The organism is Polaribacter pectinis, assembly GCF_014352875.1.
GTDB classification, from domain to species: Bacteria; Bacteroidota; Bacteroidia; order Flavobacteriales; family Flavobacteriaceae; genus Polaribacter; species Polaribacter pectinis.
Window position 1 is genome coordinate 1,457,501 of the sequence record NZ_CP060695.1, and the last position, 21,586, is coordinate 1,479,086.

22 protein-coding genes and 1 rRNA gene (1 of these 23 only partly in view) are annotated in these 21,586 nt (G+C 29.5%); 9 read left to right on the plus strand and 14 right to left on the minus strand.

Going from position 1 to position 21,586, the window contains the following annotated elements; translation table 11 throughout:
• From H9W90_RS06665 to ligA, 3 genes are all read right to left on the minus strand, one after another.
• Nucleotides 1-444 (minus strand): 16S ribosomal RNA (locus tag H9W90_RS06665); it reaches 1,076 nt to the left of the window's first position.
• A gap of 1,027 nt (nt 445-1,471) precedes the next feature.
• Nucleotides 1,472-2,191, minus strand: coding sequence for a DUF4294 domain-containing protein (locus H9W90_RS06670; RefSeq protein ID WP_187483664.1), 720 nt, complete (start codon nt 2,189-2,191; stop codon nt 1,472-1,474).
• Nucleotides 2,192-2,304: 113 nt separating this feature from the next.
• Nucleotides 2,305-4,302: an NAD-dependent DNA ligase LigA gene (ligA, locus tag H9W90_RS06675; protein WP_187483665.1), complete on the minus strand. Its 1,998-nt coding sequence runs from the start codon at nt 4,300-4,302 to the stop codon at nt 2,305-2,307.
• Nucleotides 4,303-4,377: 75 nt separating this feature from the next.
• On the opposite strand from ligA, the gene H9W90_RS06680 reads away from it, so the two are divergent.
• The gene (locus tag H9W90_RS06680) at nt 4,378-5,040 is read left to right on the plus strand and encodes a hypothetical protein (RefSeq protein ID WP_187483666.1); all 663 of its coding nucleotides are present in this window, start codon (nt 4,378-4,380) and stop codon (nt 5,038-5,040) included.
• Nucleotides 5,041-5,247: 207 nt separating this feature from the next.
• On the opposite strand, the gene H9W90_RS06685 is transcribed toward H9W90_RS06680, so the two are convergent.
• Together H9W90_RS06685 and H9W90_RS06690 are read right to left on the minus strand one after the other, a co-directional pair.
• On the minus strand, nt 5,248-6,690 hold the full coding sequence (locus H9W90_RS06685; RefSeq protein ID WP_187483667.1) for a glyceraldehyde-3-phosphate dehydrogenase: 1,443 nt from the start codon (nt 6,688-6,690) through the stop codon (nt 5,248-5,250).
• Nucleotides 6,691-6,827: 137 nt separating this feature from the next.
• The gene (locus H9W90_RS06690) at nt 6,828-8,216 is read right to left on the minus strand and encodes a S1C family serine protease (protein ID WP_187483668.1); all 1,389 of its coding nucleotides are present in this window, start codon (nt 8,214-8,216) and stop codon (nt 6,828-6,830) included.
• A gap of 134 nt (nt 8,217-8,350) precedes the next feature.
• Here H9W90_RS06690 and dapF point away from each other — a divergent pair, with 134 nt between their 5' ends.
• The 5 genes from dapF to H9W90_RS06715 are packed head-to-tail and all read left to right on the plus strand — an operon-like array spanning nt 8,351 to nt 12,290.
• The gene (dapF, locus tag H9W90_RS06695) at nt 8,351-9,121 is read left to right on the plus strand and encodes a diaminopimelate epimerase (RefSeq protein ID WP_187483669.1); all 771 of its coding nucleotides are present in this window, start codon (nt 8,351-8,353) and stop codon (nt 9,119-9,121) included.
• Entirely contained in the window at nt 9,121-9,642 is a 522-nt protein-coding gene (locus tag H9W90_RS06700) for a GNAT family N-acetyltransferase (protein WP_187483670.1), read from the plus strand. The genes dapF and H9W90_RS06700 overlap by 1 nt, the downstream gene beginning before the upstream one ends.
• A 30-nt stretch (nt 9,643-9,672) precedes the next feature.
• The gene (mltG, locus tag H9W90_RS06705; protein WP_187483671.1) at nt 9,673-10,698 is read left to right on the plus strand and encodes an endolytic transglycosylase MltG; all 1,026 of its coding nucleotides are present in this window, start codon (nt 9,673-9,675) and stop codon (nt 10,696-10,698) included.
• Nucleotides 10,699-10,730: 32 nt separating this feature from the next.
• A complete protein-coding gene (locus H9W90_RS06710) occupies nt 10,731-11,633 on the plus strand; it encodes a DUF2279 domain-containing protein (RefSeq protein WP_187483672.1) in 903 nt (300 codons plus the stop codon).
• A gap of 48 nt (nt 11,634-11,681) precedes the next feature.
• The gene (locus H9W90_RS06715; RefSeq protein WP_187483673.1) at nt 11,682-12,290 is read left to right on the plus strand and encodes a peptidoglycan-binding protein LysM; all 609 of its coding nucleotides are present in this window, start codon (nt 11,682-11,684) and stop codon (nt 12,288-12,290) included.
• 6 nt (nt 12,291-12,296) lie between these two features.
• Here H9W90_RS06715 and H9W90_RS06720 read toward each other — a convergent pair whose 3' ends face one another.
• The 3 genes from H9W90_RS06720 to dnaA are packed head-to-tail and all read right to left on the minus strand — an operon-like array spanning nt 12,297 to nt 14,899.
• Complete coding sequence (locus tag H9W90_RS06720) at nt 12,297-13,004, minus strand: SAM-dependent methyltransferase (protein WP_187483674.1); 708 nt, start codon at nt 13,002-13,004, stop codon at nt 12,297-12,299.
• Between the two features lies 1 nt (nt 13,005).
• Nucleotides 13,006-13,455 (minus strand): low molecular weight protein-tyrosine-phosphatase, encoded by a 450-nt coding sequence (locus H9W90_RS06725; protein WP_187483675.1) that lies wholly within the window; start codon nt 13,453-13,455, stop codon nt 13,006-13,008.
• A gap of 16 nt (nt 13,456-13,471) precedes the next feature.
• A complete protein-coding gene (dnaA, locus tag H9W90_RS06730; RefSeq protein ID WP_187483676.1) occupies nt 13,472-14,899 on the minus strand; it encodes a chromosomal replication initiator protein DnaA in 1,428 nt (475 codons plus the stop codon).
• Nucleotides 14,900-15,072: 173 nt separating this feature from the next.
• Here dnaA and H9W90_RS06735 point away from each other — a divergent pair, with 173 nt between their 5' ends.
• The gene (locus H9W90_RS06735; protein ID WP_187483677.1) at nt 15,073-15,471 is read left to right on the plus strand and encodes an acyl-CoA thioesterase; all 399 of its coding nucleotides are present in this window, start codon (nt 15,073-15,075) and stop codon (nt 15,469-15,471) included.
• A 65-nt stretch (nt 15,472-15,536) separates the two neighbouring features.
• On the opposite strand, the gene H9W90_RS06740 is transcribed toward H9W90_RS06735, so the two are convergent.
• The 6 genes from H9W90_RS06740 to H9W90_RS06765 all read right to left on the minus strand — a co-directional run bounded on the left by H9W90_RS06740 (nt 15,537) and on the right by H9W90_RS06765 (nt 19,612).
• Nucleotides 15,537-15,914 (minus strand): DUF2200 domain-containing protein, encoded by a 378-nt coding sequence (locus H9W90_RS06740; RefSeq protein ID WP_187483678.1) that lies wholly within the window; start codon nt 15,912-15,914, stop codon nt 15,537-15,539.
• 113 nt (nt 15,915-16,027) lie between these two features.
• Nucleotides 16,028-16,636, minus strand: a complete 609-nt coding sequence (locus H9W90_RS06745; protein WP_187483679.1) for an IMPACT family protein — start codon at nt 16,634-16,636, stop codon at nt 16,028-16,030.
• Nucleotides 16,637-17,497, minus strand: coding sequence for an EamA family transporter (locus H9W90_RS06750; protein WP_187483680.1), 861 nt, complete (start codon nt 17,495-17,497; stop codon nt 16,637-16,639).
• Nucleotides 17,498-17,499: 2 nt separating this feature from the next.
• Nucleotides 17,500-18,108: an HAD family hydrolase gene (locus H9W90_RS06755; RefSeq protein WP_187483681.1), complete on the minus strand. Its 609-nt coding sequence runs from the start codon at nt 18,106-18,108 to the stop codon at nt 17,500-17,502.
• A complete protein-coding gene (gene ribD / locus H9W90_RS06760; RefSeq protein ID WP_254712534.1) occupies nt 18,101-19,114 on the minus strand; it encodes a bifunctional diaminohydroxyphosphoribosylaminopyrimidine deaminase/5-amino-6-(5-phosphoribosylamino)uracil reductase RibD in 1,014 nt (337 codons plus the stop codon). The genes H9W90_RS06755 and ribD overlap by 8 nt, the downstream gene beginning before the upstream one ends.
• A 33-nt stretch (nt 19,115-19,147) precedes the next feature.
• Entirely contained in the window at nt 19,148-19,612 is a 465-nt protein-coding gene (locus tag H9W90_RS06765) for a hypothetical protein (RefSeq protein ID WP_187483682.1), read from the minus strand.
• Between the two features lie 51 nt (nt 19,613-19,663).
• On the opposite strand from H9W90_RS06765, the gene H9W90_RS06770 reads away from it, so the two are divergent.
• Complete coding sequence (locus H9W90_RS06770) at nt 19,664-20,155, plus strand: GNAT family N-acetyltransferase (RefSeq protein ID WP_187483683.1); 492 nt, start codon at nt 19,664-19,666, stop codon at nt 20,153-20,155.
• Nucleotides 20,156-20,158: 3 nt separating this feature from the next.
• Complete coding sequence (gene cls / locus H9W90_RS06775) at nt 20,159-21,583, plus strand: cardiolipin synthase (RefSeq protein WP_254712535.1); 1,425 nt, start codon at nt 20,159-20,161, stop codon at nt 21,581-21,583.
• The last annotated feature ends 3 nt before the right edge of the window (nt 21,584-21,586 follow it).

Sequence of the window (21,586 nt, forward strand, 5' to 3'; positions counted from 1 at the left end):
GTATAAAAGCAGTTTACAACCCATAGGGCCGTCTTCCTGCACGCGGCATGGCTGGGTCAGAGTTGCCTCCATTGCCCAATATTCCTCACTGCTGCCTCCCGTAGGAGTCTGGTCCGTGTCTCAGTACCAGTGTGGGGGATCTCCCTCTCAGGACCCCTACCTATCGATGTCTTGGTAAGCCGTTACCTTACCAACTAACTAATAGGACGCATAGCCATCTTTTACCGATAAATCTTTAATTACATCTCGATGCCGAGTCGCAATACTATGAGGCATTAATCTTCATTTCTAAAGGCTATTCCTCTGTAAAAGGTAGGTTCTATACGCGTTACGCACCCGTGCGCCGGTCGTCAGCGAGTGCAAGCACTCCTGTTACCCCTCGACTTGCATGTGTTAAGCCTGCCGCTAGCGTTCATCCTGAGCCAGGATCAAACTCTTCATTGTATATTTTAAATATGTTAATGAATAAGTTTCAAAAGAATTTACATTATTTTACTAATGTGGTTATTCTACTCTTTGTTTACGCTGTCAATTTCAATATTTTCAATGAACTTTTAGGGTATCGCACTCTTGCTTTCACAATCGTTTTAAATCCTAATTTGTAGAAATGTTAGACTTGAACTAACTAATAATTATCGTAACTATTATTCCAAAATTTCTGTGATCGTATTTGCTGTTTCAGTTAGCGGGTGCAAATCTAAAACTTATTTTTGAATTGACAAGCAAAAAATAAATAAATTTTTTAATTTTTTTTAACCCCTAAAAAACTGAACTTTATTCCCCGATAAATCGGACGGCAAAGATACAATGTTTTTTATTTACCAACCTAATTAAAATTTGATTTTTTTTAATTTTTTTTTATCACTAAAAATGAAACTAAAAACACCTCTCCTAACCCAGTCAATAAAGCTAAAACAACATCTCAATGAACTAAACTAACATACTCATATTTCCGTTAGCGGGTGCAAATATACAACTCATTTCTAATCTCACAACTATTATTTTAAATTCTTTTTAAATTTATTTTTTGACCGAGATAATTCATTGAAAATACGAAGGTTATAATCGAAAGTTTTTTTGACCTTTTTTAATACTTTTATCATATAAAACTCATAACCGTAAATTATAACCAAATCTAACACCTTTTAACTCTTAAATGAACTCAAAAGATTGAACTATTTGGATGGAATTAATTACACTTATTTATATAATTTTTAAATATGGGTCTTGTTTTTAATATATATAAGTCTTGAAAATATAAAAAGAAGTGTGGAATATACCTTTATAAATGATAATTCTTCTCTTTTATTACTCTATACATTATATATGCATGCCTGTGTTAGGGATTGAAACGGCATCCTTTTTGCTTTTTCAGCAAAAAGATATAGTGTAAAGCCCGACCTTTTTTATTGTACTAACTCTTATTTGGAGATAAATCTTCTATAAAAAAAAAGGTAACACCCAAGAAAATTTAATTTTGATCCTTTGCTTTAGTTCTTACTTTGCCCTTCTTTCTCATTTTTGCAAACATCAATTTATATTCTTCTACATTAATTTCTGCTTTTCTTTCTACAATGATCTTGGAAAAATCGAAATTAAGTTTTGTTTTTTGTTTTTCTAACTTGTCTTCTTGAAATGCTCGTTGTAAAACATCTTCAATTAAGAAGTCTTCGTTTAAGGTTTCTGGATGGTATTCTGTTTTAAGAGAAAGTTTAAATATGTTGGCTGTTGTGTTATACCAAAAGGCTTTCCAACCACTTCTTAATTGTCTAATGTTCTCGAAAGCTGTTTTACCTGTTTGGCGATGAATTAATTTAATAAGAATGCGACCTTCTGTGGTGGTCATTTTCTTTATCTGATCTGTAAATTCGCCTTCTATATATTTTTGAACGAGTCTTGTATACCTTCTTCTTTTACTTTTAGATTCTATTCTCTGCAATCTGGCATTTAAAGAATCTAATCTTTGTGATGCTAATTGCGCAAATGGATAAGCTTTGTAAACTTTTCTGCGAAACCATAAATAATAGCGCACATCTTCTCTTGAATTAAACTTATGTTTTGGTAGTAAGGAAAATTCGTTTAATTGAACAACAACTGAATCTCCTGGTTTAACTAAAATATAATCTTCTAAGTTTTTAGGCAAAGAATCTACTTCTCTCTTTTGTGAAAAAGTGAGAAATGAAATAGACATTATATATATGTATAGTATTTTTTTTAGCATTTTAACTTTTTACCAACTAAAATTGGGTTATTGGGTATTGATTTTATAAATAATCTATGCAAATTAGATACCAAAACATGTTTCTAACTGATTTTATCTATAAAATCTTGTTCGGAAATAATTGAAATACCTAAATCTTGTGCTTTTGTAAGTTTACTTGGGCCCATATTATCACCTGCAACAATAAAATTTGTCTTTTTAGATATTGATGAACTTACTTTTCCGCCATTATCTTCAATTGCTTTTTTGAGTTCGTTTCTACTCATTTGATGGAATACGCCTGAAACAACAAAAACTTGTCCTTCTAACTTATTAGTTTGGTTTTCTAAACTTTCTGCGGAAACTTCTAATTGAACTCCATATACTTTTAAACGATCTATTAATTGAATATTACCCAAATCGTTTGAAAAATCTACAATACTTTGTGCAATTCTATCTCCAATTTCATCGACACTTACTAATTCTTCGAAAGTTGCAGTCATTAAATTGTCGATAGATTTGAAATGTTTTGCTAATTTTTTAGCAACTGTTTCTCCGACAAAACGAATTCCGAGTGCAAATAATACTTTTTCGAAAGGAATTTCTTTTGACTTTTCGATTCCTGCAATCATATTTTGAGCAGATTTTTCTGCCATTCTTTCTAATGGAATTACTTGCTCCACTTTTAAATCGTATAAATCTGCATAATTCTGAATGAGACCTTCTTTTCTTAATAAATCTACTGTTTCGCCACCTAAACCATCAATATCCATAGCTTTTCTGCTGATGAAATGTTGGATTCTTCCCGTAATTTGAGGAGCACAACCAAATTCATTTGGGCAATAATGTTTTGCATCGCCTTCTGTTCTTACCAATGCTGTATTACATTCTGGGCAATTGGTTGCATACATTGTTGGTTGAGAATCAGTTGGACGCTTTGTTAAATCTACTGCTATTATTTTAGGGATAATTTCTCCACCTTTTTCAACAAAAACGGTGTCATTTTCTCGAATATCTAATTTCGCAATCTGATCTGCATTGTGTAAAGAAGCACGTTTTACTGTAGTTCCTGCCAATTGAACTGGTTCTAAATTTGCAACAGGCGTAATTGCACCAGTTCTACCAACTTGATATGTAATTTCATTTAAAACTGTAGAAACTTGTTCTGCTTTAAATTTATAGGCAATTGCCCATCTTGGAGCTTTTGATGTGTAACCTAACTCTTCTTGTTGCTGTAAATTATTCACTTTTATAACTACGCCATCTGTTTCGTAAGGTAAATCGTGGCGTTTTTTATCCCAATGATTTACAAAATCGAAAACTTTGTCTATTGATTTAGCTAAAGTGATTGTTTTTGGAACTTTAAAACCTACATTTCTGGCATTTTCTAAAATTTCAAAATGGGTTTTGTATTTGCGTTCTTCTGTTACCACTTGATACAATAAACAATCTAAAGGTCTTTTTGCAACTTCTGCACTGTCTTGCAATTTTAAACTTCCACTTGCAGTGTTTCTTGGATTTCTATATTCTTCTTCGCCATTTGCAACGCGTTCTTCATTCATTTTATTGAAACCGTTTAATGGTAAAATAATTTCTCCTCGCATTTGAAAGTTACTGACAAAATCTGATTTTATATTTAATGGAATGGAACGAATTGTTTTTACGTTTGCAGTAACATTATCTCCTTGAAAACCATCTCCTCTAGTAACTGCTTTTATGAATTTTCCATTTTCGTAAGTTAAGTTTATGGAAGCTCCATCGAATTTTAGTTCGCAAGTATATTCTAGATCTTCTCTTCCTAATCCTTTTTGGACTCGTTTTTCCCAATCTAACAAATCTTCTTTCGAGTACGAGTTGTCTAAAGAATACATTCTGTTTTTATGTGTTACAGTTTCGAAGTTTTTGGTGATGGCTCCTCCTACTCTTTGTGTTGGTGAGTTTGAATCGAAAAATTCTGGATTTTCTATTTCTAACTTTTCTAATTCTTTTAGTTTTATATCAAAATCGAAGTCAGAAATTGTTGCATTATCTAACACATAATAATTATAGTTGTGATTATTTAATTCGTCACGAAGTAATTGTATTCTTTCTAAAACCGTCATATTATATCTAAAAAAACTTGTTTTTGGTGTTGAAATTTCGTATACTATATATTCATTCAAAAATGAATTAAAAAAATGAAATACGCTATAAAAATACATAAAATTTCTACAGTTGACGAACTTGAAAATTCTTGGAATATCGAAGATTATAAAGAACTTTTAGAACGTTTCGATTTCCCAAATGCAGAAAGTACTGATATTAAAGAATTAAGAGAATTACTCTTTATGGCAATCGCAGATTTTGAAACTAATGAAGCCGCCGCAATTGTGTTGGATTATAAATTGTCTGACCATTTAAATGAAGGGCAAATTGATTCTATTTCTCATGAAATGTTAGTTGATAAGATTTCTGAAGAATATCCTAAAATAGAATTACACCAACAACTTTTTAATATCAATCAATTATTATACAAGGCTTATAATGGAACATTTCCAAACACAAAAGCAACAATTGTAAATTTTGATATTACTCCAAAGGCTAATGCCGATGAAAATATTACGAAAGAAATCGCTTTAAAATGTATTGCTAAAAGTTTAGATAGTCATAATGTTGTGATTCGTTTATTCGGAAATCAATTAAATGCTGATGAAGCTTTTGAGGAAGCTAATGATGTTATTTGGGAATTACAGAAAAAAGGTGATTCTTACAGATTAATTACTTCTGAATATTTTATGAGTAAAGAAGAATTTTTGAAACCAGAATTTGATGCTAATATTGCCTTTTTTGAGGAAGAATAGATTTCTCTTAAATTAAAAGTTAGCAAACAAGTTTAGCCCAGATTGAACGGCCTGTTTGAGCTCTTTTTTATTCTTTTTAGAATAAAAAAAGCGAGTAGTGAAAGCTGGAAATAGCTTCAAAAAAAAATATAGAATAAAACCCGATACAAAAATGCATCGGATTTTTACATTCAATTTTACTTGAATGAATTTGCAATCAAGAGTATTTTAATAATACGTAAATCTTCTAACTTTAGCTATGTGTTTTGCCAAACGAATTACTTGATGAGAATATCCATATTCATTATCATACCATACATAAACTACAATAGAATCTCCATCTGTAATAGTTGCTTTACTATCGAAAATTGATGGTGCTGTTGTACCAATAATATCTGAAGAAACTAACTCATTATCTATTGAGTATTTAATTTGCTCTACTAAATCGCCTTCTAAAGCGTTTTGTTTCATTATTGCATTTACAGTTTCTTTGGTAACTTTTGTTCGTAATTGTAAACTTAAAATTGCTAAAGATCCGTTTGGAACTGGAACTCTAATAGCATTGGAAGTCAGTTTTCCTGCTAATGCTGGTAATGCTTTTGCTACAGCTGCTCCTGCACCAGTTTCTGTAATTACCATATTTAAAGCTGCTGCTCTTCCTCTTCTATATTTACTGTGCATATTGTCTACCAAATTTTGGTCGTTTGTATATGCGTGTATCGTTTCTAAATGCCCTTTTTTAATTCCGTAATTATCTTCTAAAACCTTTAAAATTGGAGTAATTGCATTAGTTGTACAAGAGGCTGCAGAGAAAATATCTACTTTGTCTGGATTGTGTTGTTTATGATTTACTCCATGAACAATATTAGGAATACCTTTTCCTGGCGCTGTGAACAAAACTTTACTTGCTCCTTTAGATTCTAAATGTCTGCTTAAGGCTTCTTTGTCTCTAAATGCTCCAGTATTATCGATAATTAATGCATCGTTAATTCCGTATTTTGTATAGTCTATATCCTCTGGATTGTTAGCTGAAATCATATGAACCGTAGTTCCGTTAATAACTAATGCGTTATTTTCTACATCTGTTTTTACAGTTCCTAGAAAATCTCCATGAACAGAATCTATACTTAATAAAGAAGCTCTTTTTTCTAAAACAGTTTGGTTAATTTCTCCACGAGTTACAATTGCTCTTAACCTTAATTGCGAACCCTTACCCATTTTAGTCATTAACTCTCTAGCTAACAATCTACCTATTCTACCAAAACCATATAAAACAACATCTTTTGGCTGAATGTTTTTAGCTTCTGTTGCATTTTTTAATTTCTTTTGAACGAAAGCAACTTTATCTTCTGAATGTTTTGGATTCAAGTAACACTCATAAGCTAATTTACCAATGTCTAATTTAGAAGATGGTAAATCTAATTGTTTAATTGCTTTAGCAATATCCAAAGCATCAATAATTGTAATTGGTTTGCTAACAAACTCACTAGCGTAATCTATTAATTTTAAAACTTCACTTGCTCTTTTATCTACTAAAGGATTTCTAAATAAAACAAGTTCTATAGATTTATCGTACCATAAATCATTTACGATATTGATAAACTCTACAGTTGCTCTTCTTGTTTGAGCTTGCGATAATACTTCTTCGTTGTAATTAATAATTGTTGACATAGTTGTGTAACTAAATAGTTAAAATTTTCGGCAAAAGTATTTATTTTTTTTAGAATACGAAATCGATTTCGTAAAATTTTCGTAAATAAAAAAATCCTGATAAAATATCAGGATTTTTAAAATAATTGTAATTAATTTTATCTGTAAATAAAACGCTCTACTTCTCCGTTTAAATTAAGCATCTCTACAGTTACTCTATAATTATTAGCTACTAAATTATCTAGTAATTTTGCGGTTTCACTTGCGTTACTAACGTTTTTACCATTTATTTTAGTAACAATATAGTTTTTTAAATTATTTTCTTGTTCATCTTTTCCTGTCCTTATAATTTTAACACCATTGCTAATATCTTTCTTCTTTAATTCTTTTTTGGTAAGGTCTTGTAATTCCCATTGAAAAACTGATGATATGTATCGTTCTATAGATTTTGATAGTTTTATTTTCTCTACCAAAATTTCTCCATCTCTATCTACAGTTACGTCTACAAATTCTCCTGGTCTTTTTGCAGTTAATTGCCCTTTTAATTCCGAGAATTTAGAAATTTTTACATTATTAATTCTCTTAATAATATCTCCTTTTCTTAAACCAGACTTTTTTCTGTTCTCTGTTTCTTCAACAACTCCTGCAACTTTTACACCTTCTTCTTGGTAACTTGTATCTACATTTATTCCTAAAATTGCTTGTTGTACTTTACCAAACTCTAAAATATCGTCAATAATTTTCTTTGCAATATTAGAAGGAACAGCAAAAGAATATCCAATAAAAGAACCTGTTTTAGAAGAAATTGCCGTGTTAATTCCAACCAATTCTCCACGAGTGTTTACCAATGCTCCTCCACTGTTTCCTGGATTTACAGCTGCATCCGTTTGAATAAAAGATTCAATATTTCTATTTCCTTCTAAATCTCTTCCTTTAGCAGAAACTATACCTGCTGTTACAGTAGATGTTAAATTATAAGGATTTCCAACCGCTAAAACCCACTCTCCTATTTTTACAGAATCTGAATTAGCAAAAGGAATATATGGCAAATCGAAATCTGCATCAATCTTTAATAAAGCAATATCATTATTAGGATCTGTACCTATTAATTCTGCAGGATATTTTTTTTGATTGTTTAATGTTATTTGAAGGTTAGTAGCATTATCTATTACATGATTGTTTGTAATGATATATCCGTCTGCAGAGATTATAACTCCACTTCCTGTACCAACTTGTTCATATTTTCTAGAACCACTTCCATTACCGTAAAACAATTCTGCCCAAGGATTTGTTTGTGTTCTTATTGCAGTATTTTTTACATGTACAACTGCATGTACAGTATTTTCTGCAGCCACAGTAAAATCTACCGTATTTGCCGCGGTATTTGCCCTTTCTAAAGCTGGATTATAACTTGCTGTAATTGTTTGCAAAGGCTGTTGAATTGTTTTTTCAACAACTACTTCTTCATTAAATAGCATTTTGTAACCACCTAAAGTAAGTGCTCCTCCTAAAACTGCCATTCCTAGAAAACCAAAAAATTTCTTCATAATCTTTACATTTTTTTAATTAATCAAATATACAATTTTAACATATTCACAAAATCTGTTTAACTTGTTTTTAACGGACTTTAACCGCTTTTTAACACTCCATTTTTGTCTTTGAAATACTTATATTTGTGCTAATGAAAATAGACTTTTATAAATTTCAAGGAACAGGAAACGATTTTGTTATGGTAGATAACAGAACAAAAATCTTTCCAAAAGAAAATACTGACATAATTTCACAAATATGTGACAGACATTTTGGTATAGGTGCAGACGGAATTATCTTAATCGAAAATGATGAAAATTTCGATTTTAAAATGATTTATTTTAATGCGGATGGAAGTGAAACTTTCTGTGGAAATGGAGGAAGGTGTGCAGTTGCATTTGCTAAAAAATTAGGATTAGTTGATAATAAAACTACATTTTTAGCTTTTGATGGTGAACATTTTGCTGAAATTGAAAACAATATTATTTCTTTACAAATGATAGATGTTAGTGAAATAATAGTAAAAGAAAATTCCGTTTTTGCTTATACGGGAACACAACATCATGTAGAATTGGTAACCGATTTAGAAAACTACCCAGTTTTTGATAATGGAAAAAAAATAAGATATTCATACGATAACCCTGGAAGTAATGTGAATTTTGTTCAGCAAATAAATGATACAACTTTTAGAGTTAGAACTTATGAAAAAGGAGTAGAAGATGAAACATTAGCTTGTGGAACTGGAGTAACTGCTGTTGCTATTGCAATGCATAAAACAAATAAAACTAGTAGTAATTTAATTTCTTTACCGGTTGAAGGTGGTAAATTAGAGGTTTCTTTTACTGAAGAAAATGGCATTTATAAAAATGTCTTCTTAAAAGGACCAGCTACTTTTGTATTTAATGGAACTATAGATATTTAATGCATACATTAAAAGGAGATAAAATAAATTTAAGAGCATTAGAACCAGAAGATTTAGAATTTCTATATCAAATAGAAAACAACGAATCTTTTTGGGAAGTAAGTCATACACAAACTCCGTTTTCTAAATATGTACTGAAACAATATTTAGAAAATGCGCATTTAGATATTTTTGAGGCAAAACAATTACGTTTAATAATCGAAGAAAAAACTTCTGATAAGACTATTGGCACAATAGATTTATTCGACTTTAATCCACAACATAAAAGAGCTGGAATTGGTATTTTAATTCATCCAGATTTTCAAAAAAAAGGATTTGCTACAGAAGCATTATCCTTATTAATAAGTTATTCTTTTACCCATTTAGATTTGCATCAACTATTTGCAAATATTACTGATGATAATTTGAAAAGTATTTCTCTTTTTACAAAGCATAATTTTAAAAAAGTTGGCGTAAAAAAAGACTGGATTTTATCTGAAGGAAAATTTAAAAATGAGATATTATTACAATTGATAAAATAGTAACTTTACAATCTCTTAAAACATTTACAATTGAACAAAAAAGTATTATACATTCTTTCAGCCATTTTATTAATTGCTGGAATTTTAGGTTACAATTATTATCAGAAAATATTCGGTAAAGCAATTACAAAAGACCAAGTTCTATTTGTATTATCTACAGACAATTTAGTGGATGTAAAGAAGAAAATACAAGATTACTCTAAAAGTCCAGAAACTTTTTTATGGGTTTCAGCTAAAAAAAACTTCTCTAAACCTAAAGTTGGTAGATATGTTTTAAAAGAAGGAATGTCTAATAACGATCTTGTAAATATGTTACGAAGTGGTAGACAAACCCCTTTAAAAATCTCTTTTAACAACCAAGATACATTAGAGAAATTTGCTGGTAGAATTGCAGAACAAATAGAAGCAGATTCAATTTCTTTAATTACATCTTTTACAAATAAAGCTTTTTTAGAAGAGAATAACTTAACAGAAAAATCTGTTTTACAGATATTTATCCCAAATACGTATGAATTTTATTGGACAGTTTCACCAGAAAAATTCAGAACAAAAATGTTGGTTGCCTACAAAAGATTTTGGAATGAAAGTAGATTGAAAAAAGCGAGAGCTTTAAATTTATCTAAAGATGAAGTAATTACTTTAGCATCTATTGTTCAAAAAGAAACTGCACAAAATGTAGAAAGACCAATTGTTGCAGGTTTGTACTTAAATCGTCTTAAAAAAGGAATGCCTTTACAAGCAGACCCAACAATAATTTACTGTGTTAAAGAAGTTAAGGGACAAGATTATGTTGTAAAAAGAGTGTTAACTGCAGATTTAAAAATAAACTCACCATATAACACATATTTAAATAGAGGCTTACCTCCTACTTTAATTGCTATGCCAGATATTTCTGCAATAGATGGTGTTTTAAATGCTGCTAAACACAACTACTATTATATGTGTGTTAATGTAGATAAATTAGGATATCATGCATTTGCAAAAACACTTTCTCAACATAATAGAAATGCTTCAAAATATCATAGATGGTTAAATAGCCAAGGGGTAAATAGATAATTTAGAAGCCGCAACAATACTTGAAATTTGATTTGAATTACAAAAAAACAACCCTTTTTTTTATAATAATATTTTGCTCATTAAAATTATGCGCTCAAGATTCTTCATTTTTAAAAAAATCTGACACACTCAATAAGAAGAGAAGAAACGCAGTAATTATTACAGAAAGTATTTTAGCTGGTGGAACCTTATTAGCGTTAAATGAACTTTGGTATAAAGATTACGAAAGATCCGGTTTTCATTTTACAAATGATAACGCAGAATGGAAACAAATGGATAAAATTGGTCATTTTATGACTTCTTACTATGTTGGAAAAGTAGGAATGGAAGTTTTAGATTGGGCAGGTGTTTCTAAAAAAAACCAATTAATATATGGTGCTACCTATGGTTTTGCATTTCTAACCGCCGTTGAAGTTTTAGATGGTTTCTCTAAAGAATGGGGAGCTTCTTCTGGAGATATTCTAGCAAATGCTGCTGGAACAGGCTTATTAGTTGGACAAGAACTATTATGGAACGAACAAAGAATTACTGTAAAATACTCTTTTCATCAAACAGAATTTGCCAAACAAAGACCTAATACATTAGGAGAAAACTACATTCAACAAGCTTTAAAAGATTATAACGGACAGACTTATTGGCTTTCTGCAAACATTTGGTCTTTTAATAAAGAAAGTAATTTTCCAAAATGGCTAAATATTGCAGTTGGTTACGGAGCAGATGGCATGTTGTATGGAGAAACAAAACCTTCAAATTTAATACAACAAGATCCTTACAGACAATTTTATTTGAGTCTCGACATCGATTTAGTAAAGATTAAAACAAAATCTAAATTTCTTAAATCGTTATTTTCTGTTGTTAATTTCATAAAAATTCCTGCTCCAACGCTTGAAATCAATACCAAAGGAAAGATAAAGTTTCATTATCTATATTTTTAGTAAATTTTAACATATTGATTATCAGTAGTTTTAAAATTGGTTGTAATTTTGCACTCGCAAAACAGAAAGATTATTTTTATCAAAAAGTTTTTACTCTTATTCGGAATTATTTTAGTGTTTGCCAATGCAACTTCTATTGGCATAAAAAAGAATTCTGAAAAATCAGTTTCATTCCCTAAAAACATTAATTACAACATTCCATATTTACAAAAAGATTTTGTTGGTTTTAAAGAAGCTTTAGCTTTTAAAGAATCTCAAGGAAAGTATAGAGTTGTAAATACTTTAGGTTATTTAGGAAAGTACCAATTTGGAAGAACAACATTACACAGATTTAAAATTTATAATACTGAAGCTTTTTTAAGAAATCCAGAATTACAAGAAAAAGCATTTATTGCTTTGTGTAAAGTAAATAAATGGATTTTAAGAAAAGACATCAAACGTTCTGTTGGTAAAACCATAAACGGAATTAAAATTACTGAATCTGGTATTTTAGCAGCTGCACATTTAAGTGGTGCAGGAAATGTTAAAAAATTCTTGCGAAGCAATGGTTCTCAAGGATTTTCTGATGCTTATGGAGCTTCTATAAAATCTTACTTAAAAAAGTTTGGTGGTTATGATGTTTCTAATATTGTGGCAGATAGAACAGCAAAAGTATAAGTTTTATTATTCTTTGTGAATAATAAAAATAGCTGGTTTTTTATGTAAATCTGGCTGTTGATGTTTCCAATCTTGTACAGACATTGTTTTAATATATTCAGAAGATAAAGTTATATCTGCTGCTATACACAAATTTGTTGCTGGTGCTAAAGTTGCTTTTAAATCAGCAAGCATTTTCTCATTTCTATAAGGAGTTTCAATAAAAATTTGTGATTGATTTTTATCTTTAGACAACTTCTCTAAATCTTTAATTGCTTTTTTTCTTTCTCCTTTATCAATAGGTAAATATCCATTAAAAGCAAAATTCTGACCATTCATTCCAGAACTCATCATTGCCATTAAAATAGAACTTGGACCAACCAATGGAACTACTTGTATATTATTTTCATGTGCCAATTTTACAATACTAGCCCCAGGATCTGCAACTGCAGGAACTCCTGCTTCAGAAAGCAAACCAACATTTAATCCTTCTTTACAAACATCTAAATATCTTCTTGTTTCCATTTCCTCTGCATATTTGTCTAACAACATTAATTGCAAAGATGGTTGTGGTTTTTTAGGTGATATTTTTTTGATAAACCTTCTTGCAGATTTCTCATTTTCTACAATATAATAATCTATTTGCTCTACTACTTTTTTAACAGATAAAGGCATTACCTCTAAAGGTTCTGTATCTCCTAAAGTTGTGGGAATTAAATAGAGTTTACCAATCATTTTATATTTTTTTTGAAATTATTAAACAAGCTTCATCTAACATATTATACACATTTTCGAAACCATCTCTTCCACCATAGTATGGATCTGGAACTGATAAATTTTCAGCAGGATGAGTTTCGTTTAAAATCATTTTTACTTTATTACTATCATTATTGTTTCTAGATAGCATTAAAATATTCTGATAATTACTATCATCCATTGCATAAATATAATCAAACTCATCAAAATCTTTTACAGTAAATTTTCTTGCTCTTTGATTGGTGATGTCAATTCCGTATTTATTTGCAACTTCAATAGAGCGAACATCAGGTAAATTACCAACATGATATGCTGCAGTTCCAGCAGAATCTACAAAAACTTGTTTTGGATTCACTTTAGATTGTAAAATACCTTCGGCTAATGGTGAACGACAAATGTTCCCCAAACAAACCATTAGTACTTTTTTCATAAAATTATAAGAATTTTTAGAACGTTAACTTTTTAGTTAAGTCGTCTACATATTTTCTAAACTGCTTGTCAGTTTCTGTAAGATTATCTACAGTTTTACAAGCGTGTAATACAGTTGCATGATCTCTTTGCCCTATTTGATTTCCAATACTTGCTAAAGAAGTCTTAGTTAATCTCTTGGCAAAAAACATTGCCAATTGTCTTGCTTGTACAATATGACGTTTACGCGTTTTAGACTGTAAAGTAGCAACATCCATATCGAAATATTTAGAAACTTCTTTCTGAATGTAATCTATAGAAACTTCCTTTTTAGTGTTCTTAACAAACTTATCTACAATTTGTTTTGCCAATTCTAAAGAGAATTCTCTTCTATTAAAAGAAGCTTGAGCAATCATAGAAATAATTACACCTTCTAACTCTCTAACATTAGATTTTATATTCTTTGCAATATATTCTACAATGTCTTCTGGCATTTCTACACCATCTCTGTACAGTTTATTTTGTAGAATTGAAATTCTAGTTTCATAATCTGGCGCTTGTAGTTCTGCTGATAATCCCCATTTAAAACGAGATAATAAACGCTGTTCTATATCTTGCATGTCTACAGGTGCTTTATCCGAAGTTAAAATAACCTGCTTTCCATTTTGATGTAAATGGTTAAATATGTGAAAAAACACATCTTGCGTTCCAGCTTTTCCTGAAAGAAACTGAACATCATCAATAATTAACACATCTATCATTTGATAGAAATGAATAAAATCATTTCTTGTATTTGACTTTACAGAATCTATAAACTGTTGTGTAAATTTTTCCGAAGAAATATATAAAACTGTTTTATCTGGATATTTATCTTTAATATCTACACCTATAGCATGTGCTAAATGTGTTTTACCCAAACCAACTCCACCATAAATTAATAATGGGTTAAAAGAGGTTCCTCCTGGTTTGTTAGCAACTGCCATACTTGCAGAACGTGCTAATCTATTAGAATCTCCTTCAATAAAGTTTACAAAATTGTAATTAGGATTTAATTGAGATTCTATTTTTACTTTCTGTAAACCTGGAATAATAAACGGGTTTCTTAATTCTCTTTTATTAGACTCTAAAGGAACAGTAACTCTTTGTGGTTTTAATGGATCTCTATTAGAACTAGGAATTTTAACAATTTGCGGTCTATTACTGCTGTAATTGTTTTCCATTTTAACATCGTAAATCAATTTGGCGTCATTACCTAATTGTCTTACTAATGCAACTCTTAATAACTTAATATAATGTTCCTCTAACCATTCGTAAAAAAATTTACTAGGTACTTGTATAGTTAACGCTTCTCCTGAAAGTTTTACGGGTTTGATTGGCTCAAACCAAGTTTTATAAGCTTGGGGTTTTATATTGTCTTTTATAAAAGACAAACATTCATTCCAAACCGAGTCAGCAGTTACAGTCATTTGTTATCGAGGGTACTATTTTGGGTTATTATTTGATTTAAAAAACGAAGTTTTATGCCGCTTTTTTTGGTTATACAAAAGTGTGAATAAAATTCAGTATAAAAAAATCAATTTGCTATTGATTATTAACTATTTTTTACGTAAAATGCTGAAATAAATTTTGTCTATAACAATTGAAAAAAGCATCAACAAAAACTAGAATTCGGTATTCTGAAACCGACCAAATGGGCGTTGTCTATCATGGAAACTACGCGCAATTTTTTGAGCTCGGTAGAACAGAATGGTTACGTTCTTTAGGAGTTACTTACAAAGATATGGAAATCAGCGGAATAATGCTACCAGTAATTTCATTAAAATGTAATTTTATAAAATCTGCCTTGTATGACGACGTTTTAACCATACATACTTTTCTGAAAAAAGAGCCAATGGTTAAAATTGAATTCGATTACGAAATTAAAAATCAAAATGACGAATTAATCTGTACAGGAAATACAGTTTTGGCTTTTATGAATTCTAAAACCATGAAACCAACAAGATGTCCTGATTATTTATTGAAAGGTTTGGGGTATTAAAGAAGTTTCTCTAACAAATTCTTAACTAAGTTTCAATGTTGTTTAAGAATTGTTAGTAACAGTTTCTACTTTTTTTCTTCTCGTAAAATTTTTTCCATTTTACGACCTTTTGCCAATTCATCAATTAGCTTTTCCATACGTCTACATTGTTTATACAATTCAAATTCATCCTCAATTTCTTCAATTCTATAACCACATACGACTCCTTTAATCATATGTGCATTTGGATGTATTTTAGCTTTTTGAAAAAAAGTTTTAAAAGTTACTTTTTCATCTATAAGTACTTGTAAAGTATCTTGATCAAAACCAGTGAACCATTTAATTACTTTATTGAGCTCTTCCTTTGTTCTTCCATTTTTTTCTAGACGATTAAGGTAAAGTGGATAAATGGATGCAAATATCATATTGGCAACCTTTTCATTTTTTTCGGCAGTAACTTTCATTTTTATTGGGTTTTGAATTGTTCGGCTCTAATGAATAATTTCTTTTTAATAACCTGTCTTTTAGCTGTTACTTACGAAGTTATCTAAAATTATAAGAAGAATCTAATTTAATTTTACTCCAACTCCTTCACTTCCACCTTATACAAATTATCAAAAACATTAAAAATTGCTTCAGCATCATTTTTACGAACAGAAATTATATACTCACAATCCATTTCTAATTTTTGGTTGATGATATCTATATTTTTCTCTTTGATAATTCTTTGTACAGCATTCATTAAATCGTAATTAAATTTTAGCTGATAATGTACATCAATTGTTTTTTCTAGAATATTTGAAGCTTCTAAAGCCAATTGCGCTGAATTTTTATATGCAGAAATTAAACCTCCAACTCCTAATTTAGTTCCTCCAAAATAACGAACAGAAACAATTAAAATATTGGTAACTTCAAAAGATTGAATTTGTCCATAAATTGGCAAACCTGCAGAATTATTAGGCTCTCCATCATCATTTGCTCTATATTTTATATTTTCAATTCCTATTTGATACGCATAACAAAAATGACGTGCAGAGTGGTGTTTTTTCTTTAATTCTTCAATACAATCTTTTACATCATCTTCAGTTAAAACAGGAAAAGCATAGCCAAAGAACTTGCTTCCTTTCTCTTTAAAAAGAGTTTCTTTAGATGGTTTTTCTATTGTTTTGTAGACGTCTTCTTTCATTTATGCGATTGTAACTAATACAATTCCTAAAATAGCCAATGCAACTCCAAATTTATTTTTTAAACTAAATTTTTCTTTGAACAACAACAAACCAACTAAAGTTGATACCACTACAATGCCCACATTATTTACTGTAAATAAAGTAGAACTTTCAAAATTTTTATTTTGTAATGCTTTTATTAAAAATATGATTGAAAAATAATTAGGAACACCTAAAACAATTCCTGCAATAATATTCTTTAAACCAAAAGCTGCTGGTTTCTTTAGGGTTCTTATTCCTAAAATTGTAAATCCAACAATGGCAGCAATACCAAATAAACTTCCTGAAAATATTGAAATATCTTGGTCTGCAACATGATTTGTTTGAATGTATTTTAACAACGTATCTATAATTCCTGACCCTAAAAATAGTAAAATGGGGAATAATAAAGTTCCATTGTTTTCTGATTTTTCTTTTTTAACGGAAGACAAATACACCGCAATTAATGCAATAACAATTCCTACTATTTTTAAGAAAGTAACAGATTCATTATATAAAACTATTCCGAAAAAAACAGGAACCACCACAGACATTTTACCTGCGATTGAAGTAACTGAAACTCCGTTTTTTTGAGCTGTCATTGCCATTACAAAAAATACACAAACAAACAGAGTTCCTAAAATTAACGCGCCATAAAACCATGGTTCTAGGTAAATTTCAGTAATTGGTATCTTTCTTTCTGCCAAAAGAAAACCTAATGAAAAAGCAACAATGTAATTAACACAAATTGCTTTTAAAACATCAACCTTGTAAACTCCAAAGTATTTAAAAATAATGAATAACCCTGTGGAAAACAGAATACTTAATAGAAGAAAAATCAAAATTAGAGCTTATTTTTAGTGAATAATTCTACAACATCTTCTTCACCAGGAATTAAATTCCAAGTTTTAATACCCAATTCTTGTGCAGCAATTGTATTTATCTCCAAATCATCTACAAACAATGTTTCTTCTGCTTTTAGATTGTTTTCAGTTAAAACAAATTCATAGATTTCTGTATCTGGTTTTCTAAAATTGATTTCATGAGATAAATAAAACTGTTCGAAATAACCTTTAAATTCATTATACAATTCCATTCCCCAATTACCTTGAATCCAAGAGATATGTAAATCATTTGTGTTGCTCAATAAAAATAATCTGTATTTTTTACTTTCAGATAATTCTTTTAAAAACTCTAATCTCTTTTTAGGAAAATCTAACAAAATAGCATTCCAAGCAAAAACCAATTCTTCTCGTTTAATATTTGGGAATTTCTCATCGTAAAAACTAATAAACTCATCTGTAGAAATCAATCCTTTTTCATATTGATGATACACAGCAACCATATCTTCAGAGATTTCTGTAACACCTAACTTTGCCATTTCTTTGTAAGTTGCCTCTTTATCTAGGTTGATAAAAATATCTCCAAAATCGAAAATTATATTCTTAATCATTCTTATATATTTTTAAAACATCGTTTTTAATGTATTCTTCGGAAGAAAATTTCCCATTAAAAACTGGAGCTTTTACTCCTTTTTCAAAATTATTATCTCCAATAAAAACCAAAGCTTCATCCCACAAATTTTCATCTACAAAGGTTTGTAATGTTTGTGTTCCTCCTTCTACAATTACAGATTGAAGGTTGTGTTTTTGTAAAACTTTACAAATTTGTTGGGCAACATTTTTAGAGAAACTAATTTCTTCGAAAATTACATTTTCTCTTGGCTTTAAATTCTCTTTTCTCTCTTTAGTAATTACAATCGTTTTTACACTTCCATCTAAAATATTTGCATTATTTGCAATCCTTAAACTACTATCTAAAACAATTCTAATTGGGTTTTCTCCAAACCAACTTCTAACATTCAATTTTGGATTGTCTGCCAAAACCGTATTTGTACCCACTAAAATTGCATGCTCTTTACTTCGTAATTTATGTACTAATTGTTGAGAATATTTATTAGAAATAAAAACAGGTTTTTGTTCATTTTTACTTTCTGGAGCCACAAAACCATCTTTAGTTTCTGCCCATTTTAAAACAATAAATGGTCTTTTATTATTTTGAACTGTAAAAAATCGTTTGTGATGTTCTTTACATTCATCTTCTAAAACACCAACAACAACATCGATATTAGCGTTTTTTAAACGTTCAATTCCTTTTCCAGCAACCAAACTATTAGTGTCTACACAACCTATTACCACTCTTTTAAACTTGTGTTTTACCAACAAATCTGCACAAGGTGGCGTTTTACCAAAATGCGCACAAGGTTCTAATGTTACATATATTGTAGCTTCTTTTAAAAGGGTTTTGTTAATTACAGAATTTACAGCATTTACTTCTGCATGATTTCCGCCATAGGATGATGTAAAACCTTCTCCAATAATTTTATTTTTATACACAATTACTGCGCCTACAGAAGGATTTGGTCTTGCAGATCCAAGTCCGTTTTTAGCAATTTGCAAACAACGCTTTATGTAGATTTCGTGTTTGATAGCTTAAAATTTAATTTTTAATTCTTGTGTTTTATCAACCAAAAACTCTCTTTTAAAACCAAAAACTACATACTCTAGATTCCCTTTAATTCTAACATTTACCTTGTTTGTTATTAAAGAATTCAACAAACCTCCTAAAACACCATTTTTATCAGTATTTAAAAACTTTTTAGTAGGAATATGCGCAATTAGCGGAATAGAAAATTCGTTTCTGGCAGGTACTTTAAATTCTTCAGAAAAAACTTGTGCAACTTCTGTTTCGTTTACAAAAATCTTTATTTCATCTGTAAAAATTTTACCACTAACATCATTTGGGTTTTCGAAAAAAGCGTTTGCTTGTAATTTTATTGTATCCGAAGCAAAACTTAAAATTTTTACATTATCCACTTTTATAAAAACGGGCTCTTTTTGAACAGAACAACTTGTTATCAAAAAAAATAAAACTAAAAAATATACTACTCTTTTCATCAAAAAAAATTAAAATTTAGGTAACTTGCTCTTGCAAAAATACAGTAATAAATGACAATGGAAGATTTTATCATTAGGGAAATAAAACCAGAAGACAATTTGGGACTATCCAAAGTTATAAGAAGTGTTATTTTAGAAATGGGCGCACCAAAAATTGGTACGGCTTATGAAGATAAAGCTACTGATACCATGTTTGAAAATTTTCAGAAATCGACCTCTTTTTATTTTGTTGTAGAACACAAAGGTAAAGTTGTTGGTGGAGCAGGAATTGCTCAATTAGACAATTTTGAAGGTAATATTTGTGAGCTTCAAAAAATGTATTTCTTACCAATTGCAAGAGGTAAAGGACTGGGTTCTAAACTAATTTCCACCTGTCTTAAAGAAGCAAAAAAAGTTGGGTTTGAAAGTTGTTATTTAGAAACCATGCCATATATGAATGCCGCCAAAAAACTTTATAATAAAAATGGATTTACCGATTTAAATAAACCAATGGGAAACACTGGTCATTATTCTTGTAACGTTTGGATGCTAAAAGAACTATAAATTTTGATATACTACATTCTCTTACTTGTTCATTTAACTCTATTTGGTTGGGCATTTTATAACATTTTATATTTTGGCGTAAAACCTTCTAAATCTTTAAGTTGGATTTTAATTACGTTCTTTTTCCCTTTTATTGGAGCTTTTGCTTTTATTTTATTCGGAATTAATCGAAGAAAAATAAAATATTTCGAACTGAAAGAAACCAAAAAAAGAAAAAACTACATTAAGAGTAATTTCAACAAAAAAGAGAATAAAAATATAACTGAACTATCTAGTTCGAAAGCCACAAAAATATCGAACTTAATTTATAACAACACCCATATTCCATTAGAACTTGGAAACAATGTAGTGCTATTAAAAAATGGCGAAGATACTTTTGAAGCATTATTTAAAGCCATTAAAAATGCTGAAAAATTTATCCATTTACAATATTACATTATAGAAAATGGAGAAATACTATCTAAAATAATAGAACTTCTTAAAGAAAAAAGAAAACAAAATGTAGAAGTAAGAATCTTGTACGATTCTTTTGGAAGCTATAATTTAAAGAAAAAAACAAAACAAGAATTAACAGATATTGGTGTTGAAATATATCCAGAAACTCCATTTAAATTTGGAAGTTTCATTTTCTCATTAAATTTTAGAAATCATAGAAAAATTGCAGTTATAGATAACAAAATTGGTTTTACTGGAGGTGTTAATATTTCTGATGAATATATAACAGAAGACACAAATTTAGGTATTTGGCAAGACACACATATACAGGTCAAAGGTTCTGCTGTTACAAGTATCCACAAATCTTTTCTGAAAGATTTTTACTATGCAACCAACAAAGATTTAAGTAACGATAAAAAATATACAGAAAATTTTGATGCTGAAGGAGATACAAAAATACAGATAGTTTCTAGTGGACCAGATTACGATCAATCTGTAGTAATGCAACAATATTTAAGCTTTATAAACCTTGCTGAAAAAAGTATTTGTGTACTAAATCCTTATTTTATACCTACATTTCCTATTCTAGAAGCTTTTAAAATTGCTGCTTTAAGTGGTGTAAAAGTTACTTTATTATTACCAAAAATTACCGATTCTAAAATAGCTACTTATGGTATGTATTCCTATTTTGAAACTTTATTAAAAGCTGGTGTAGAAATTTATTTAAGAGATGATTTCTCTCATAGTAAAGTTATTTTTATTGATGAAGAAATTGCATCTGTTGGTTCCACAAACTTCGATTGTAGAAGTTTTGAACATAACTATGAATTAAATGCCATCATTTATGATAAAAAAGTGACTTCAGAGATTATAGAGGAATTTAAAGAAAGAAAAGAGTTGGCTAATAAAATAGATTTAGAAGATTTTTTAAACCGATCTAACAAACAAAAAACGTTAGAACGTTTGGCAAGATTTTTAAGTCCATTATTGTAATTT

Excerpts from the sequence above, each read along its gene's own strand:
- dnaA (WP_187483676.1), bottom strand. The coding sequence starts at position 14,899 with ATGACTGTAACTGCTGACTCGGTTTGGAATGAATGTTTGTCTTTTATA.
- ligA (WP_187483665.1), bottom strand. The coding sequence starts at position 4,302 with ATGACGGTTTTAGAAAGAATACAATTACTTCGTGACGAATTAAATAAT.
- H9W90_RS06745 (WP_187483679.1), bottom strand. The coding sequence starts at position 16,636 with ATGAAAGAAGACGTCTACAAAACAATAGAAAAACCATCTAAAGAAACT.
- H9W90_RS06685 (WP_187483667.1), bottom strand. The coding sequence starts at position 6,690 with ATGTCAACAATTATTAATTACAACGAAGAAGTATTATCGCAAGCTCAA.
- H9W90_RS06690 (WP_187483668.1), bottom strand. The coding sequence starts at position 8,216 with ATGAAGAAATTTTTTGGTTTTCTAGGAATGGCAGTTTTAGGAGGAGCA.
- H9W90_RS06755 (WP_187483681.1), bottom strand. The coding sequence starts at position 18,108 with ATGATTAAGAATATAATTTTCGATTTTGGAGATATTTTTATCAACCTA.
- H9W90_RS06725 (WP_187483675.1), bottom strand. The coding sequence starts at position 13,455 with ATGAAAAAAGTACTAATGGTTTGTTTGGGGAACATTTGTCGTTCACCA.
- H9W90_RS06765 (WP_187483682.1), bottom strand. The coding sequence starts at position 19,612 with ATGAAAAGAGTAGTATATTTTTTAGTTTTATTTTTTTTGATAACAAGT.
- H9W90_RS06720 (WP_187483674.1), bottom strand. The coding sequence starts at position 13,004 with ATGATTGGTAAACTCTATTTAATTCCCACAACTTTAGGAGATACAGAA.
- H9W90_RS06740 (WP_187483678.1), bottom strand. The coding sequence starts at position 15,914 with ATGAAAGTTACTGCCGAAAAAAATGAAAAGGTTGCCAATATGATATTT.
- H9W90_RS06700 (WP_187483670.1), top strand. The coding sequence starts at position 9,121 with ATGCATACATTAAAAGGAGATAAAATAAATTTAAGAGCATTAGAACCA.
- dapF (WP_187483669.1), top strand. The coding sequence starts at position 8,351 with ATGAAAATAGACTTTTATAAATTTCAAGGAACAGGAAACGATTTTGTT.
- H9W90_RS06670 (WP_187483664.1), bottom strand. The coding sequence starts at position 2,191 with ATGTCTATTTCATTTCTCACTTTTTCACAAAAGAGAGAAGTAGATTCT.
- H9W90_RS06770 (WP_187483683.1), top strand. The coding sequence starts at position 19,664 with ATGACAATGGAAGATTTTATCATTAGGGAAATAAAACCAGAAGACAAT.
- H9W90_RS06680 (WP_187483666.1), top strand. The coding sequence starts at position 4,378 with ATGAAATACGCTATAAAAATACATAAAATTTCTACAGTTGACGAACTT.